This window comes from Streptomyces sp. NPDC048481, assembly GCF_043200075.1.
Taxonomy (GTDB): domain Bacteria; phylum Actinomycetota; class Actinomycetes; order Streptomycetales; family Streptomycetaceae; genus Streptomyces.
On the sequence record NZ_JBICXC010000001.1, the window covers coordinates 694,459 to 711,127 of the forward strand.

General features: G+C 76.3%; 13 protein-coding genes. 3 read left to right on the forward strand and 10 right to left on the reverse strand.

Features of this window, described 5'->3' with window-relative positions; translation table 11 throughout:
* Window positions 1-103: 103 nt before the first annotated feature.
* From ACGFSH_RS02875 to ACGFSH_RS02900, 6 genes are read right to left on the reverse strand one after another with little or no spacing between them, the layout of a single operon-like run.
* Window positions 104-3,487, reverse strand: coding sequence for an SAV_2336 N-terminal domain-related protein (locus tag ACGFSH_RS02875; RefSeq protein ID WP_393344304.1), 3,384 nt, complete (start codon window positions 3,485-3,487; stop codon window positions 104-106).
* Window positions 3,477-4,508: an AAA family ATPase gene (locus ACGFSH_RS02880; RefSeq protein WP_393344306.1), complete on the reverse strand. Its 1,032-nt coding sequence runs from the start codon at window positions 4,506-4,508 to the stop codon at window positions 3,477-3,479. The genes ACGFSH_RS02875 and ACGFSH_RS02880 overlap by 11 nt, the downstream gene beginning before the upstream one ends.
* Before the next feature lie 36 nt (window positions 4,509-4,544).
* The gene (locus ACGFSH_RS02885; protein WP_393344308.1) at window positions 4,545-6,260 is read right to left on the reverse strand and encodes a trypsin-like peptidase domain-containing protein; all 1,716 of its coding nucleotides are present in this window, start codon (window positions 6,258-6,260) and stop codon (window positions 4,545-4,547) included.
* Window positions 6,257-6,580 carry a CU044_2847 family protein gene (locus tag ACGFSH_RS02890; protein ID WP_393344310.1) on the reverse strand — a complete coding sequence of 108 codons (324 nt, stop codon included), beginning with the start codon at window positions 6,578-6,580 and terminating at the stop codon, window positions 6,257-6,259. Before ACGFSH_RS02890 ends, ACGFSH_RS02885 begins: the two co-directional genes overlap by 4 nt.
* A 52-nt stretch (window positions 6,581-6,632) precedes the next feature.
* On the reverse strand, window positions 6,633-8,162 hold the full coding sequence (locus tag ACGFSH_RS02895) for a carboxyl transferase domain-containing protein (RefSeq protein WP_393344312.1): 1,530 nt from the start codon (window positions 8,160-8,162) through the stop codon (window positions 6,633-6,635).
* The gene (locus ACGFSH_RS02900; RefSeq protein ID WP_393344314.1) at window positions 8,159-9,670 is read right to left on the reverse strand and encodes an acyl-CoA synthetase; all 1,512 of its coding nucleotides are present in this window, start codon (window positions 9,668-9,670) and stop codon (window positions 8,159-8,161) included. Before ACGFSH_RS02900 ends, ACGFSH_RS02895 begins: the two co-directional genes overlap by 4 nt.
* Before the next feature lie 157 nt (window positions 9,671-9,827).
* Between ACGFSH_RS02900 and ACGFSH_RS02905 the strand changes: the two genes are divergently transcribed.
* Complete coding sequence (locus ACGFSH_RS02905; RefSeq protein ID WP_393344316.1) at window positions 9,828-10,706, forward strand: RimK family alpha-L-glutamate ligase; 879 nt, start codon at window positions 9,828-9,830, stop codon at window positions 10,704-10,706.
* A gap of 44 nt (window positions 10,707-10,750) precedes the next feature.
* On the opposite strand, the gene ACGFSH_RS02910 is transcribed toward ACGFSH_RS02905, so the two are convergent.
* Window positions 10,751-11,350 (reverse strand): hypothetical protein, encoded by a 600-nt coding sequence (locus ACGFSH_RS02910; protein ID WP_393344318.1) that lies wholly within the window; start codon window positions 11,348-11,350, stop codon window positions 10,751-10,753.
* A 152-nt stretch (window positions 11,351-11,502) separates the two neighbouring features.
* On the opposite strand from ACGFSH_RS02910, the gene ACGFSH_RS02915 reads away from it, so the two are divergent.
* Window positions 11,503-12,276, forward strand: a complete 774-nt coding sequence (locus ACGFSH_RS02915; protein ID WP_393344320.1) for an IclR family transcriptional regulator — start codon at window positions 11,503-11,505, stop codon at window positions 12,274-12,276.
* Window positions 12,273-13,124 carry an SMP-30/gluconolactonase/LRE family protein gene (locus tag ACGFSH_RS02920; RefSeq protein WP_393344322.1) on the forward strand — a complete coding sequence of 284 codons (852 nt, stop codon included), beginning with the start codon at window positions 12,273-12,275 and terminating at the stop codon, window positions 13,122-13,124. The genes ACGFSH_RS02915 and ACGFSH_RS02920 overlap by 4 nt, the downstream gene beginning before the upstream one ends.
* A gap of 94 nt (window positions 13,125-13,218) precedes the next feature.
* Here ACGFSH_RS02920 and ACGFSH_RS02925 read toward each other — a convergent pair whose 3' ends face one another.
* Genes ACGFSH_RS02925 through ACGFSH_RS02935 form a run of 3 tightly spaced genes read right to left on the reverse strand, consistent with a single transcriptional unit; the run spans window position 13,219 to window position 16,641 of the window.
* Complete coding sequence (locus tag ACGFSH_RS02925; protein WP_393344324.1) at window positions 13,219-14,649, reverse strand: NAD(P)/FAD-dependent oxidoreductase; 1,431 nt, start codon at window positions 14,647-14,649, stop codon at window positions 13,219-13,221.
* Entirely contained in the window at window positions 14,642-15,997 is a 1,356-nt protein-coding gene (locus tag ACGFSH_RS02930; RefSeq protein ID WP_393344326.1) for an MAB_1171c family putative transporter, read from the reverse strand. The genes ACGFSH_RS02925 and ACGFSH_RS02930 overlap by 8 nt, the downstream gene beginning before the upstream one ends.
* Window positions 15,994-16,641 (reverse strand): toxin-antitoxin system, toxin component family protein, encoded by a 648-nt coding sequence (locus ACGFSH_RS02935; protein ID WP_393344328.1) that lies wholly within the window; start codon window positions 16,639-16,641, stop codon window positions 15,994-15,996. Before ACGFSH_RS02935 ends, ACGFSH_RS02930 begins: the two co-directional genes overlap by 4 nt.
* Window positions 16,642-16,669 lie beyond the last annotated feature (28 nt).

Consider the following 16,669-nt stretch of genomic DNA (forward strand, 5'->3'; position numbering starts at 1 on the left):
CCACTGAATCTTCAAATCCGCGTCAGCCTAAGGCAGTTCGTGTCCGCCCGGTACGGCCTCGCGGTGGCGCGCACCGGCCGGGGCACGGCCGCCCGCGCACGCTTCACAGGGCGCGGGCCGCCTCCAGCACCGGAGTGAGGGAGGGGACCGTGACGTCGCCGCCCGCTCGCGCCAGGCTCCGGGCCGTGGTGGGGTTGCGCGCCAGGCCGACGAAGCGCAGTCCCGCGGCCCGCGCGGCCGTCAGTTCGGCGAGCGTGGAGCCGATGAGCACGGCGCCCGCGGCGGGCGTCCCGAGCGGGCGCAGGGCGCGCAGCAGGCCCTGCGGGTTCGGCATCAGCAGGCCGAGGTCGTCGGCGCGGCCGTGCACCCCGGCGGGCAGCGCGAGCCGGTGGAACTCCAGATGGCGGCGGACGGCCCCTTCGCAGACGTCCGTCACGACCCCGACCCGGCGGCCGGCGGCGTGCAGGGTGCGGACGAGGACGACCGAGTGGTGCGTCGTGGGCGCGTCCGGCACCGCCGCCAGCTCCAGTTCGGCCAGCCGGTCCCGCAGGAGCGGGCCCAGTGGGTCGCGGGCGAAGGCCCGCAGCACGTCCAGCGGGTGCACGAACAGCTCCCGGCCGGCCGCGCCCGGATCGCCCGGCGGACGGCCCGCGAAGGCGTCCTCGGGGTCGCGGTGCTCGGCCACCAGGGAGAGCAGGTCGAGCGCGGCGTCGCGGGCGGCCGCCGCCGTGAACAGGCGGGTCAGCGGGCCGTCGAAGCCGAACAGCACCGTCTCGGCGTCGGCGAGGAGTTCCGCCGGCGGCCGGGCGGAGCCGGCGGGGGGCGTCTCGGGCGGCGGGGCGTAGTCCGGGGTGAGCGCCACCGCGCAGGTCACCGCCAGCCCCGGCACCGGCCAGCCGCCGAGCTGCGTGTCGAGCGCGCGCTGCGCGCCGGCCGCCCGGCGCACCGAGTGGTGACGGGTGACGCGGCCCCCCGCCTCCCGCACGTGCGCGAGAAGCCGCTCGGCCACTTCGGCGGTCTCCGCCCGCACGAACGCCACCGGGTCGGTCACCCGCCAGGTCAGGTCGACGACGGCGGTGAACTCGCCCTTCCCGGAGCCGGGCAGGGCGATCCGGTGGACGGCGTGCTGCGCGACGAGGTCGACCTCGTAGTAGGTCGCCGGACGCGGCGGGCGGCCCTCGTACGGATCGGCGGGGTTGAGCTGGGTGAGCGGGCCGTCGGCGCGGGCGTGGACGATCGCGGTGCGGCCCGGCGCGGGGATGCCGAGCCGGCGCAGGTCCGCGGTGATCAGCGGCCCGCGCACCAGGTCCCGTGCCTCGTCGGCGTCGCGCGGCGCGGGCAGCGGGCAGCACCAGGCGAGCGGGGGACCGTCCGGGGTGTCGCCGTACAGGGGGCGGAAGCGGTGCGGGCCGGCCGCGGCGGAGCTGAGGGCGAAGTCGTCGTAGAGGGCGGGCGGCACGGTGAGCAGGACGGGGGCGGCGCTCTGCACGGGCGGGGGCGGGGGCTCGGGAGCGGGCGGGCCGTCCTGGAAGGTGACGCGCAGCCGGGGCGGTCCGGGCAGTCCGGCGAGCGGGCCGGGGAGCCAGCGCAGGGCGGCGGCGAGGACCGGCAGCAGGTAGGCGCCGGGCCGGATCTTCACGAGATAACCGCTCGGGAGGACGCCCACGTCGTACTGCTGGGGTGTCAGGGCCCCGCGGGCGAGGACCTCGTGGACGGCGAGTTCGAGGGTGATGCGGGCCTCGGGGCGGGCGGCGAGGTCGGTGTCCGTCTCGAAGCGCAGCACCGGCCGGGCGGCCGGCGCGGTCGCCGCCCCGTCGGGGCCGCGGGACCCGGCGTCCGGGGAGGCGTCCCCGCCCAGCCGGCGCACCGTCTCCTCGGCCACCGTCGCGAAGGCCGGGGCCGCCGCGCCGGAGCCGGGGCGGGCGGCGGCGCCGGGACCGGCGGGCTCGGCGCGGAACTCGCCGGTGGTGAGGCCGGCCCGTTCGTCGATCAGTCCGCCGACCCGGTCCAGGAGTTCGCGGGAGCGGCCGCGGGTGGTGCGCGGCAGGGTGCGCAGGAGCAACTCCCGCACGCCGGGCCGGAAGTCGTACGAGCCGGGCGGGCCGGGGGCGGTGGTGAGCATGCCGCTGAGGATCACCTCGGCCAGGTGCTGCGGGCGCGGGTCGCGGGTCACGGCGCGCTGCACGAGCCGCATGACCGGGACGGAGGGCACGGCGAGGGCCAGATGACCGGCCAGCCGGAACGCCTCCGGGGAGGCGGTGGCGCGAAACCGCAGGACCAGGTCCTGGGCGGGCAGCGCGGCCGGGCCCGGGGCCTCCTGTGCGGCGGACGGGGCGGGGGCCGCCGTCAGCCAGGCCGCCGCGCCGGGGACGCGGGCGCCGCCCGGCGCGGCCACCAGCGCCGCCCAGTTGGCCAGCCAGGGGGCGCCCGGTTCCAGGACGGGCAGGGGGAGGGCCGCGCCGGGCGGCGGTCCGGCCTCGGGGTCGTACGGGGTGAACCGCAGGGCGCCGAGCGGGGCCGCCGGGCCGGCGGAGGCCAGCAGTCCGGGCTCGGCCGGCAGGGCCGTCGTGGGCCACAGCCGCTCGGGCAGCGGCTGGACGACGGCCAGCGGCATCCGGGCGGCCCAGTGCCGCAGGACGGCGTGCCAGCGCTCGCCCGCCGGGCCGGGCCGCCACTGCGGGCCCATGCAGTCGCTGACGACCAGGGTGACCGTCCGCCCGTCGGCCGCGTCGGGCACCTGCCGGGCCCGCCCGTCGGGCGTCGCCGGGTGCAGGCAGACCGTGCGGAAGACGCCCGACTGGGCCAGCACGGCGTGCAGTTCACGCACCAGCGGCCGCCAGACCGGCATCGTCGGGCCCGTGTCGTGGACGAGGCTCAGACGCAGCCAGCGGTCGCGCGCGGGGCGCAGGACGGGCAGCCAGACGTCCGGGTGGGCGCCGAGGCGGGCGATGCGGTCGGCCGTGGCCCGCTCGTCCAGGAGACGGGCGCGCGCCGAGGGCACCGTCCGCTTCAGCGGGCGCAGGGCGCGCTGCAACGCGAGCGGGCGCGGCAGCATCGGCGGCGCGGGGGCGAGCAGCGTCGGGCCGCCGGTGGAGCCCGGCTCGCCGGGGGACCGGGGGGCGGGGGAGGGGGAGGGCAGACGCAGCGGGACGCGGGGGGCCGGGGCGGGCGCGGGGTCCGGCGGGCCGGGGGCGTCGGCCGCCGGCGCGGATCCGGTGGACGGCTCCCCCGCCGACGGCCCGGCAGCGTCATTCGCCGCCGCCCGCGCGGACGGCCCGGTGCGCGCGTCCGCCGTGTCCGGTCCGCCCGCACCCTTTGCTGGATCCGCCGCGCCGTCCGCGTGGTCCGGGGCGGGTAACCGGCTTGCCAGCCACAGCAGTTCGGCGAGTTCGCACGGGGTGGGCGTGGTGTCCGAGGCCGCCGTCAGCAGCCGCGTCAGCCGTTCGAGGGCGGACCGGTCGCCGCCCGCCGCCGCCTCAGAAGCCATCGCCGTCCGCCGTGGCGCCGAGATAGGGCATCAACTGCTCGGCCAGCGCGTCGCGGGACGCCACGTCCAGGCCGGTGACGCCCGTGAGGTAGAGGGCGTTCAGCAACTGGTCGGTGGCGAGTTCGCCGTCGGAGGCGCGGGCCAGGAACCGGTCGATGAGGTGCTCGGCCTCGCCGGGCGGGGTGTCGAGATGGGCCCGGACGATGTGGGTGAGCTGCTCGCGGTCGGGGCGGCGCAGCTTCAGCCGGACGCAGCGGCGCAGGAACGCGGGCGGGAACTCGCGCTCGCCGTTGCTGGTCAGGACGACGAACGGGAAGGCCCGGCAGCGGACCCGGCCGCGGGCCACGGCGACCGGCACGTCCGAGCCGTCGGCCAGCACCTCGGCTGTGGCGTCCGCAGGGGAGAGCCGCGCCGCGCGCATCAGCTCGGGGATCTCGTACTGCCCCTCCTCCAGCACGTTCAGCAGGTCGTTCGGCAGGTCCAGGTCGCTCTTGTCGATCTCGTCGACGAGCAGGGCGCGGGGCCGGGAGTAGGGCAGCAGGGCGGTGCCCAGGGGACCGAGCCGCAGATGGTCCTCGACCCCGCCGCGGGTGGCGTCCTCCCCGTGCTCGCGCCACGCCGCCTGCCGGGCCGCGTACAGCCGGGACAGCGGGTCGTACTGGTAGAGGCCGTCGGCCAGAGTGGACCGGCTGGTGATGTTCCAGCGCAGCACCGGGCCGAGCCCCAGCTCACGGGCGACCGCGTAGGCCAGGGACGACTTGCCCGTGCCGGGCGGCCCGGTGACCAGCAGCGGACGGCGCAGCACGAGCGCTGCGTTGACGAGCTGGACGCTCTCCGCCGTGGCCACGTACGCGCGGGCGCGGTGGACGCGGTCGGGCGAGACGGCCGCCTCGTCGTCGGCGTCCCGGGGCGACGGCACGAGGGGCGCGCCGTCGAACGCGCGCCAGGGCGGCGGCTCGGGCAGCCGGTCGATGCCGTCGTGCGGCGCGCTGTTCCCGGTGTAGACGGACCAGTGGGACATGGTTCTCCGAAACTCGGCGTGACTCGATGCGGCGGCTCAGGCCACGGGGGAGCGGGTGTGGGCGGGCGGTTCACCGTGCGGGTCGGCGAAGACGCGCGGGTCGTCCCACAGCAGCTGGATGTCGTGCGCCCAGTGGCCGTCCTCCGCGTCGGCCTCCTCGCGCAACGTCAGCACCAGGCGCGGGAGTTCGGCGGGCGGCACCTGCGACACACAGGCGTCCAGCTCGTCCAGGAACGCCTTGCCCGCACAGCCGTCCCCGCCCGCGCAGTCCTCGTCGGGCCCGGCTCCGCAGCCCTCGCGGGACCAGACGACCACCGGGGCGGGCGCGCTGACCGTGGTGTCGAAGTGGGGGCGGGTGCGGGACGCGCCCGGGCCGGAGCCGAACCCGGCCAGACAGGCGTCGTCCCGCCGCAGCCGCATCCGCAGCCGGCGGGGCTCCTCGGGGCCGTCGCACTCGACCCGGTGCACCCGCGCGCCCGGAGCGGAGTCCAGCCGCTTCCACGCCCGGGCCAGCTGATGGCGCATCCCCGCCCGGCGGCGGGCCTGGTCGGTGACCACGAGCGGATACACGCAGCCGAGCGGCGTCTCGTCGTCGGGGGCGCTCGCCCACCGGTCCACCGGCAGGTCGATCCACTCCCGGGGCAGCGCGAACGCGATCAACTCGTCGCAGCCGGGCGTCAGATGACGGAAGGCCGCCTCGATCCGGTCCTGCACGTAGGCGCGCACCCCGGCCTGCGGCACGGTGTCGCAGCCGACCGGATGGCGGCGTCCGTCGCTGTAGGCGCTCACCTCGACCAGGACGCGCCCGTCGCCCGCGCCGCTGCGCCGCAGGTCGACGAGGATGGGCGACCAGACGGGCGCGGCGGCCACCTCGACGGGGGCCGCGAACAGGGACTCCACATGGGCGGTGAAGCGGGCGACGGTGGCGGCCGCGTCGTCGCCGTCGACCTCGCACAGCACGAACAGGGCCGCCGCGCGCAGGGAGTCGAAGCCTTCCTCGGGGGCGTCCGGATCCAGCGGGCCCCGGGCCGCCTCGTAGAGCCGCACCCGCCGGCCCGGATCGTCGTCCAGGCCCTCGCGGACCGCCCGCTCCACCAGCTCGCGCAGCCGGGCCCGGTCGGCGCTGCGGTGGTCGCAGGTGGGCACCAGTCCCTCCAGCGCGGGCCAGTGGCGGGCCATGACCTCGGTCGGCATCATCCGACCGTTGCGCACACCCCGGTCGCCCGCGGCCGCCGTGACCATGCCGACGACCTCGCCGGTGTCGGCGAGGGCGACCGCCGCGCCGCTGAACCCGGGCGCGAGCGGCTGCCCGCCCGGCTGCCAGGCCTCCAGCTGGATCCACTCGCCGTTGAGCAACTGACGTGCGGTGATGCGGTACTCGGCCAGCGTGCCCTCGTCGAAACCGACCGGGAAGCCGTAGACGACGAGCTTGCGGGGCCGGTCCGCGCGGGGGCCGTCGGCCGCGTCCACCGGGGCCAGCGCCGCCGGAGCGGCCGCCACCGGGCGGGCCAGCTCCAGGACGGCCAGATCGCCGAGGTCGGTCGCGCCGCCGCCCCAGCCGCCGTCGGCGACCACCCTGGCCGCCACCGTGGGGAACCCGGGCAGCTCGGTGAACGTCACCGCCAGGGCGCCGGCGGCCGCGCCGTGCACGACGTGGGCGCAGGTCAGCACCGTGGTCGGGGTGACGAGGAAGCCCGCGCCCGCCACCTCGCCCCCGGCCTCGATCCGGGCGTGCCACGCGGCGCTGTTCACGAACCCGCTGACGGCGACCAGGTCAGCTTCACGACGAGGTGTCCCTCCGCCGTGCCCTTGGCGATGATCGCGCCCGTCTCGGCCGACAGCTTCACCCCGAACTCGATCTCCACGCCGTCGGGCCGCAGGGTTCCGTCCCGGAACACGCGCAGCGCGGACTCGGCGGCCGCCCGCACGCCCTCCAGGGCCCCTTCGAAGGTGCGGGCCGCCTGGACCGTCCCGTCGCGGGCCACGAGCCGCGAACCCGGCCGCGCCTGCGCGACCGCCTCGACGGCCACCACGGCCCCGTCGTCGGTCTTGAACTCCACCAGTCCGTCCACGATGTCCCCCGTCGCCCCTTCCCGTCTCCTGCGGCACTGCGCGCACCCATTGTCACGGACGGTGCTCACCCTTGTCCCGCGTTCCCCGCGCGTTCGTGGCCCGGATCACCCCCAGCTCGGTCAAGTCCTGCGGCCGAAGACGCAGTTGGTCGGCGGTCGCCTCGGTCTGCGCGGGCGGCCGCTTGAGGATCGCCGCCGCCGCCTCCGGCGCGATCACCGAGAAATAGCTGTCCGGCGTGGCCCAGGTCCGGCCCGGCGCCGCCAGGGCCAGCGCACCGCCCGAACCGCCCTCGCCGATCACCAGTGTCGTGACCGGCGTGCGCGCGGCGGCGACCACGCCGAACAGCTCCGCGATCGCCGCGCCCACGCCCTGGCGCTCCGCCTCGGCGTCGTTGGCCGCGCCCGGCGTGTCCACCAGCGTGAGCACGGGGATGCCGAGCCGCTCTGCCAGCCGGATCAGCCGCACGGCCGTCCGGTATCCGGCCGGCCGGGTCGCCGCACCCGTCTGTGCGGCGTACGCGACGGTACGGCCCTCGTGGAGGCCGAAGCCGCACAGCATCCCGTCGGGGTCGACGCCGCCGCACCGGTCGCCGTAGATCGCGAGCCGGCGCGTGAAGTAGGCGTCCAGATAGGCCCCCGCCCGCGGCCGCCCCGCCGAGCGGGCCCGCCGCACGGCGTCCCACCCGGTGAGAGGCAGCCCGGCCTCCCCGAGAGCGCCGGGCACGGGGGCCGGCACGACACCACCGCCGGCCGGGGCGTTGCCGGGCGGCGAACCGGTGTGAGCGTGGGGCGCCGGACCGGCCTCAGCGGAACGGCCGTCGTCGTTCGTCGAGCCGCTGTCGCCTGCCGAACCGGCGCCGGCCCCCGAGCCGCCGTCGACCGGTGGACTGCCGTCCGCCGGCGCACCGCCGCCGGTCAGGAGGCGCAGCCACAGGCCCAGTACGTCCCGCAGCTCCGTCGCGGGCACCACCGCGTCCGCCGCGCCCGCCGCGACCTGTGCCTCCGCCGTGTAGGCGGCCGGGTCCGCGTCCGGCGGGCGCACCCGGGAGCCGGCGAAGCCGACCTGGGCGCCCGGCAGAGCCAGCACCACGTCGGCGCCCGCCCCCAGGGTGGCCCAGCCGCCGCCCGTCGTGGGATCGCGCAGGACCGCCACCTGCGGCAGGCCCGCCTCCCGGGTGAGCGCCGACTCCCGTGCCACCCGCTGGAGCTGGGTGAGCGCGAGCATGCCCTCCTGCATGCGGCTGCCGCCGGTGGCGACCAACGGCACGACGGGCAGGCGGTGTTCACGGGCGTACGTGTACGCCGCGACCAGCCGGTCGCCGGTGCGCTCGCCCAGCGAGCCGCCCAGGAAGCCGAACTCGAAGGCGATCAGGACCGCCCGGACGCCCGCCACGGTCGCCGCACCGCACACGACGGACTCCGGCTCGCCGGTGCGCTCGGCCGCACGGGCACGGGCGGCGTCGTAGCCGGGCCAGCCCAGGGGGCCGTCGGGAGCGGACGGCCGCTCCTCGTGCGGGAGCGGGACGAAGTCGTCGGAGACGAGGGCGATCACCTCACGTGCGCTCACACGTTTCGTCGTCATGCCGGCAGCGCCCGCTTCATGATCTTGCCCATGTCGTTGCGGGGCAGCGCGTCCAGGTAGCGCACCACACGGGGCCGCTTGTGCGGCGCGAGCCGCCGGGCCACATGGTCGGCCAACTCCCCTTCCGCGGGCGGTGACTGGGGGTCGGCGGGCACGACCCACGCGACGATCCGCTCCCCGAGGTCGGCATCCGGCTCGCCGGTGACGGCGGCCTCCCGCACCCCCGGATGTTCCAGCAGCGCGTTCTCGATCTCCCCGGCCCCGATCTTGTACCCGCCGCTCTTGATCAGGTCGGTGGCCCTGCGGCCCACGATGCGGACGTACCCGTCGGGGTCGCGCACGGCCACGTCGCCGGTGCGGAACCAGCCGTCGGCGGTGAAGGCGGCGGCCGTCGCGTCCGGCCGGTTGAGGTACTCGGTGAACAGGTTCGCGCCGCGCACCTGGATCTCCCCGACGCTCTCCCCGTCGAGGGCGTCCAGGACCGACCCGTCGTCCTCCACCAGCCGCAGCTCCACGCCCGGCAGCGGCAGTCCGACGGTCCCGGCCCGCGCCTCGCCGTCGGCCCGCACGGCGGTGTTCATCAGCGTCTCCGTCATGCCGTACCGCTCGACGACCCGCCGTCCGGTCGCCGCCGCGATCCGCTCGTGGTCGTGCACGGGCAGCGCCGCCGACCCCGACACCAGCAGCCGGGCCCCGGCGAGCGCCTCGGCCAGCGCCGGGTCGCCGGGCAGCGCCTCGGCGATGCGGTGGTACATCGTCGGCACGCCGAACAGCATGGTCGCGCCGCCGCTCAGCTCCCGGCTCACGCCCTGCGTGTCGAACCGCCCGAGATGCCGCACGGACCCGCCCCGGCGCAGCGGCCCGAGGACGCCCAGGACCAGCCCGTGGACGTGGAACAGCGGCAGCCCGTGCACGAGGACGTCGTCCTCGGTCCACCGCCAGGCGTCGGCGAGCGCGTCCAGCGTGGCGGCGATCGCGCGCCGCGGGATGACCGCACCCTTGGGCGGTCCGGTGGTGCCGGAGGTGTACACGACGAGGGCGGGCTCCTCCCCGCCGACGACGGCCGCGCCGGCCCGCGCACCAGCGCCCCCGCCCCCACCGGCAGCGGAATCGCCGTCGCCGGCGCCGTCGCCGCCGTAGGCCTCCGTCCCGGCCTCGACCGCGACGTCCACGCGCCGCAGCTCGCGCAGCGAGGCGGGCAGTTCCGCGTCCGGGGCCGCGAGCACCAGGGCGGGTGCGCTGTCGCTCAGGATGTGCGCCAGCTCCTTGTCGCCCGACTTGGGATTCAGCGGCACCGCGGCGGCCCCGGCCAGCAGCACGCCCACCACCGCGACGGCGGTCTCCAGCGACGGGGGCGCCCACACCGCGACCCTGCCCGCGCCCCGCACCCGCCCGGCGACGGCGCCGGCTGCGGCCGCGAGCTGGGCGTACGTAAGGGAGCGCGCCCCGAACCGCAGGGCGGGGCGGGCGGACGGACCGTCCGTCAGGGCCGGGAAGAGAGGGGTCACGCGGGCACTCCTTGCGGACGGCGGAACGAGCACGACAGGACCTTCCTACCCCGCCGCGCGGGCGATCGGGCCGAGCACGGGTTTGATCCGGATCACTGTGCGACCGCCTTGTTAGCCTTCCGGTGATCGGACAGTCGTACGAAGAAGGAGCCCCGTCGTGGCCCGTGTCGCGCTAGCCACCTACGACCCGCGGCCGCAGGCCGGGAAGGACGCCGATCTCCCGGTGCTGCGGGAGGCGCTGCGCGAGGCCGGCGCGGAGGCGGACGTCGTCTTCTGGGACGACGCCGACGTGGACTGGGCCCTCTACGACCTCGTCGTCATCCGCTCCACCTGGGACTACAGCTGGCGTGCGGACGAATTCACGGCGTGGGCGCACAAGGTCGCCTCCGTCACGCGGCTGGCCAACCCGGTCGGCGTGGTGCGCTGGAACACGGACAAGCGCTACCTCGGGGAGCTGGCGGCGGCCGGCGTGCCGACCGTGCCGACGCGTTACCTCGCGCCCGGCGAGCCGGCCGAGCTGCCCGACGCCGGCGAGTACGTGATCAAGCCCGCCTCGGGCGCCGGCGCCCGGTATGCCGCCCGCTACACCCCCGAGGGGCACGAGCGGGCCCTGGGCCATCTCGCACGGATGCACGCCGAGGGGCTGACGGCGATGGTGCAGCCGTATCTGCGCGCCATCGACACCGGCGGGGAGCGCGCCCTTCAGTTCTTCGGCGGCCGTCTCCTGCACGCCAGCCGCAAGCGGGCCGTGCTGGCCCCGGACACCGCCTTCGACGCGGAGAAGGTCGCCCATCCCGGGCTGGAGCCCTGGACGCCGACCCCGGCCGAACTGGCCGTCGCCGAACGCGCCCTGGCCGCCGTCCCCGACGCGCCGGAGCTGCTCTACGCCCGCGTCGACCTCGTGGACGGCGACGACGGGCGGCCGCGGGTGATGGAGCTGGAACTGGTCGAGCCGAACCTCTTCCTGTTCCTGCACCCGGAATCGACCCCGAAGGTCGTCGCGGCGATCCTGACGGCCGCGGCCGAGGCCCGCTGACCGGGGGCGCGCCCCCGCCCGCCACCGGCCGCGTCCTCCCGGTCTCAGTCCCTCGTCGCGGTGCGCTGGAGCAGCCCCCAGGTGAACTCGGCGACCACCTCCCGGCGCACGCCCCGGCCGTCCGGAGCGGTGAACGCCAGCCCCCAGCGGTTGGGGGCCGTGCCCTCCAGGGGGCGGGCCGGGGCGAAGGCGAGGGCGGCCTCGTCGACCGTGCAGGACCAGGGCGCGAGGTCGTCGAGGGTCCTCAGGGACGGCGGCCGGGCCCCCGGGGCGCGCACCAGCCACTCGTTCCAGACGGCGCCGGTCGGGGCGAGCAGCACCTCGAAGCGCAGGTCGGGCCAGAGCGAGACCGGCCACAGCCAGGCCTCGCAGTCGAGGTCGCCGACCCGGCGGGCGGCTCTGGACTCGGGTTCGCCGAGGACGGAGCGGTAGCGGGCGAGCGTTCCTCTGGTGTGCGGGGAGTGGACCATCGCCTGCCAGCGTTTGTTGGCCTCCCTCATCTGCGTCAGGGAGACGCCCAGGTCGTGGCGGGCGTCCTCCACCAGATCCGGGTTGTGGTCGGCCATGCGGCGCAGCAGGACCAGCTGGAAATCGAGCGCCGTGAACGAGCCGGCGAGGCGTTTCTGGGTCGGCATGGGTCCCATCCTGGCCCACCGCGGGTACCGTCCGGGGCCACCGTGCGTTTCCCGGCCATTGCCCGGCGCAACGGCGTATGACAGCCTGTGTTCGTCATGCCGATCGCCTGTTGATATCTCGAACACAGGCACCGTTTACAGACCAAGGGAGGGGGCCGGTCGTGGGACGCCTCGTACCTGCCGTGACCCGAGCTCTCGACATTCTCGAGCTCTTCCTCGACGGGGACGGTTCGCTCTCCGCCCCCGACATCGTGCGCAAGCTCCAGCTTCCGCGCACCACCGTGCACGAACTGGTGACCACGCTCTCCGCGCGGTCGTACATCGTGCCCGTCCCCGGACAACCCGGACGGTACCGCCTCGGAGTGCGTCCGTACCAGCTCGGCAGCCGCTACGCCGAGCAGCTCGACCTCGCCGCCGAGGGTCAGCAGGTCGCCCGCACCGTCGCCGAAACGTGTGACGAGACGGTCCACGTGGCGATCCTGGAGGGCACCGACGTCATCTACATCGCCAAGGTGGACTCCACGCACGCGGTCCGGATGGTGTCGGCCGCGGGCCGGCGGCTCCCGGCCCACTGCACCTCCGTGGGCAAGATGCTGCTGGCCTCGCTGTCCGATGCGGAACTGAGCGCACGCATCCCCGACGACGCCGACCTCGTGCGGATGACCCCGAACAGCATCACCGAGCCCGGTGCGCTGCGCGAGGCGCTGACCGAGATCCGGGAGCGGGGCGTCGCGGTCGAGAGCCGCGAGTCCAACCCGGACGTCAGCTGTGTGGCGGCGCCGGTGCGCGACCGCACGGGACAGGTGGTGGCCGCGCTCTCCATCTCCGTGCCCATGATCCGCTGGACCGACGAGCGCCGCGTGGAGCTGGAGCAGCTCGCCGCGAAGGGCGCGGCCGAACTGTCCGAACTGCTGGGATACCGGAGCATGGCATGACGACGTCGTACGAGGTGGCCGTGCGGGCCGAGGCGACCCTCGGCGAGGGGCCGACCTGGGACCCGGCCACCGGCCGGCTGCTCTGGATCGACATCCTCGGCTCCCGGGTGCACACCTACGACCCCGTCACCGGCGGCCGCACGGTCCGGGCGACGGACCAGCACGTGGGCGCGGCCAAGCCCCGGGCGGGCGGCGGGCTCGTCCTCAACCTCCGCGACGGGGTCGGCCTGCTCGATCCCGACGGCGCCTTCCGCTGGCTGCGGCACGAGCCGGTGCCCGGCCGTCGCGCCAACGACGCCGCGGTCGCGCCCGACGGCTCCCTCTGGGCCGGCACGATGCGCTACGACGAGGCGCCGGGCGGCGGCACGCTGTCCCGGCTCACCGGCGACGGCTCGGCCGAGCCGATCCTCGACGACGTGGCGGTGAGCAACGGCACCGGCTGGAGCCCCGACGGCACCCTGATGTACTACATCGACTCGCCGACGCGCCGCGTCGACGTCTTCGACTGCTCCGCGGACGGGCGGGTGAGCGGCCGTCGCCCCCTCGTCTCCCTCGAGGACGGCGCGGGCTTCCCCGACGGCCTCACCGTGGACGCGGACGGCTGCGTGTGGGTGGCCCTGTGGGACGGGGGAGCGGTGCGCCGCTACACCCCGGACGGCGAACTGGACCGGGTGATCACCCTGCCCACCCCGAGGGTCACCGCGTGCGCCTTCGGCGGCGCCGGCCTGACCGACCTGTACGTCACCACGGCCCGCGTCGGGCTGACGGCCCCGCACCCGGTCGCCGGCTCGCTCCTGGTGATCCCGAACGCGGGCAAGGGCCTCCCCCAGCCCGCCTTCACCGGCTGACCGACGCCCGACGGTCGCGGCGGCCCCGCTCGGCCGACTGCCGACGTCCGCCCGCCCGGCCGCCGGCGACTACGGGCGGACCCACGTCCAACCGCTAGCGCAGGCCCGCTCGTTCGCGTTCGGAGGGGGTCAGGGGCGGGCCGGGCAGGGGGCGTTTGAGGGGTCCGGCGGTGGCGGCCAGCAGGACCGTCGGGGTCAGGAGGACCTGCGGGCCCCGTTCCAGCGACGTCACGTCGGTCACCCGCCGGGCGATCCGGCCGCTGCCGGTGGCCGTGAGCATCAGGCGCCCCACGTACGCGGCCAGCATCCGGTCGCGGAGCGTGGGGCCGTTCTCCGTCGCCCCCGGGTAGAACACGTCCTGGCCGACCGCGAGGTCCCAGGCGGCGCCGGCCGGGCGGGCCACCGCCCGCTGGACGCGACGGGACAGTCCCGCCGAGCCCCAGCCGTGCCGCCGGACGGCGTCCCGCAGCGCGACCGCGCTCTGGGCGGCGACCGCGAGGCCGTGGCCGTAGAGCGGGTTGTAGGCGGCCAGCGCGTCCCCGAGGACGGCGAAGTTCTCCGGCCAGACCGCCATCCGCTCGTAGTGGCTGCGGCGGTTGACGGTGGCCCGGGTGAAGGACACGTCGGAGAGCGGTTCGGCCCGCTCCAGCAGTTCCCCGATGACCGGGTGGCGCAGCTCCTCGCGGGCGAAGCGCACGAAGTCGTCGTTGTCGGCGCTCGGTTCGCCGCCCCGGGTGCCGTTGAGGGTCACGATCCAGCGGCCGTCCTCGATGGGCAGCAGAAACCCCGCCCGGCCCGGACGGCCGTCCCGTGGGTCCGGCTGCACGTTGACGATCGGAAACCCGGACCGGGCCCGCTCGGGGGCCAGGTAGAGCCGGCTCGCGTAGGCCAGCCCGGAGTCCACCTCGCGCCGCTCCACGGCGGGCAGGCCGAGGTCCTGGAGCCATCCCGCCGCCCGCGAACCCCGCCCGGTCGCGTCGACGACCAGAGCCGCGGAAACGATCCGCTCCCGGCCCTGCGGGTCGTCCCGGTCGTCCGCGCCGCCCCGCGCGCGCACCCGCACCCCCGTGACGGCTTTGGCGTCGCCGACCAGGCCCGTCGCCTCGGTCCCCGTGAGCACGTCGACGCGCTCGTCGGCGAGGACGAGGTCGCGGACGGTCGCGTCGAGCAGATCGCGGCCGGCCAGGATCACGTGGTGGGACTCGGGCCAGCGGCGGAACCAGCCGCGCGGGCCCAGGACGACCATGTCCGTCGTGACCGGCGACCGGCGCGCGCCTGCGTCCAGCAGGGCGCCGGTGACCCCCGGCAGCAGCTCCTCCACCGCCCGCACCCCGCCCGACCACAGCATGTGGGCGTGGCGGGCCTGCGGCAGCCCCCTGCGGGGGGCGGGTCCGTCGGGCAGGACGTCCCGCTCGATCACGACGACCCGGTCGGCGAAGCCGCTCAGGGCGCGCGCGGCGAGCATGCCCGCGTGGGATCCCCCCAGCACTACGGCGGTTCTGGCGGGGTTGGACGGCTCACTCATGCGTGGACATGCTCTCTGCCGGGGCGGCCACGTGGGCGCGGACCGCCTGGAGGTCGAGGGGGTGGCGAAGGACACGGGACACGGCCTGGATCTCCCGCAGGAGGTAGGTGGTGTCCGGACCGGAGGAGGACGGCGCCGCGGAAGCCGTGGGGGAACCGGCCGCCGGGGAGACGGCGGCCGGGGAGGCGCCGGCGGACGCCGTGCGCGCGTCGGTGCGCGGCGAGTTCGGGGCCGTGGGGGTCCCCGGCCGGGAGATCCCCGGCCGGGGCGTGCCCGCCTGCGGAGCCTGCGGCCCGCGCCGCGACCGCTCCCTCGCCTCCACGGCGTCCAGCAGCGCGACGCCCGCGGCGAGGGCCTGCGCGCGGCCGCGTTCGAAGCCGAGGGCGACGGCGGCGTCGTAGGACCGGGCGCGCAGGTCGTCGTCCAGATGACGGGCCAGTTGCAGCAGCGCGTCGCGGATGAACGTCTCGCGGCGGATCAGCCGCAGTTCGGGGGTGGCGCGCAGGTCGAACGGCTCGCGTCCGCCGGTCACGGTCCGCACCAGCCGGGACAGCGGCTTCAGGCTCCGGTGCCGGCGCCGGACCCGCCAGCGCTCCTGGAGGTACTGGCCGGCGTGCGGAACGATGAAGCCGACCGCGACCAGCGTGGCGGCGATGCAGGCCGCCGACGGCGCGATGCCGGTGTTCAGCCAGTCCAGGTCGTGCCCGGTCCAACGGGCCGCGACGGCCGACAGCTTGGCCGCGCTGAACACCAGGTTGGTCACATAGCCGGCTCCCAGGAAGCGCAGCCCCCAGCGCAGCCACGCGTCGAGGCCCTCGGTGCGGCTCCAGTTCCACACCAGGCGGGCGGTCACCGAGCAGGCCACCGTGTGCGCGAGCAGGTAGAGCAGGATCTCCTCGCGCATGTAGGGGGTGTTGGCGTAGTAGGTGTCGAGGTCCCGGATCCGTTCCACGGGCACGTCGGCCAGCGCGAAGAGCACCCACAGGGCGACCACCACGCCCGCGTAGACGGAGACCACCCAGCGCGTGGCGCGCCGGGTCTGGACCGACCGCTCGGTGCGGCCGTTGCGCCAGGCGATGATCAGCAGCAGCCAGGACGCGGACAGCGCGGTGAGGAGGGAGTACACCCAGGGCGCGGCGATGTTCGGCACGCCGGTGACCCGGTTGGTCCAGCGAATCGTCTTCGGGGCGGCGAAGACGAACACGGCGCAGGCGAACACCAGCAGACCGCCGACGGCGCGGAGCAGCGGGTCCCGCCAGAGTTTGAGGATGCTGGGCAGCTTGATGGCGAGGGCCGCGCCGAGGACGGCGGTGGGCAGCCAGAAGGAGATGTAGAGCCCGTGGTTCACCGCGCGGCGCCCCGGCGTCCCCGGTAGCCCAGGGTGCGCTGGACGGCGGACGTCTCCGCGCCCGGTCCGGCGGCGGACGGTCCCGGGCCGCAGGACCCGGGTCCTGCGGCGTCGGACAGATAGCGCCGGAAGCGGGCCGCGAGCCGGTGGCCGAAGTCGTCGGCCTCGGCCTCGTCGTCCTCGCGGGAGCCGTTGCGGGCGGCGACGGTCAGCGCGATGGAGTCCCAGCCGGAGCGGTCGGCGAGCACGCCCGCGGCGACCGTGCCGACGCCGTGATGGTGGTGGCGGTGCCCGGCGTGCAGATGCCACAGCTCATGGCCGAGGATGACCAACTGCTGCACGGCCTCGGCCCGTTCCTCCACGATCACCAGGTCGAACTCCTGGAACTCGACCCACAGGCCGGTGACCTCGATCTCGTCGGGGAACTGCTCGAACCGCACCTCGACGGGCCGGTCGCCGCGCCGTGCGGACATCTCCTCGCACAGCGCCCGGCACACCTCCCGCACCCCGCAGGGCCGGCGGGGACGCGCCCGCAGCGCGGCGCAGAGATCGGCGGTCAGCTCGCGCATGGCCGGGCCGGTCCGCGTGCGCCGCAGCGCGGAGACGATCCGTGCCGCCCTTCCGCGCGCGCCCGCGCTGTCCATCCGCTCCCCCTTCCGAACCGCCCGGCGG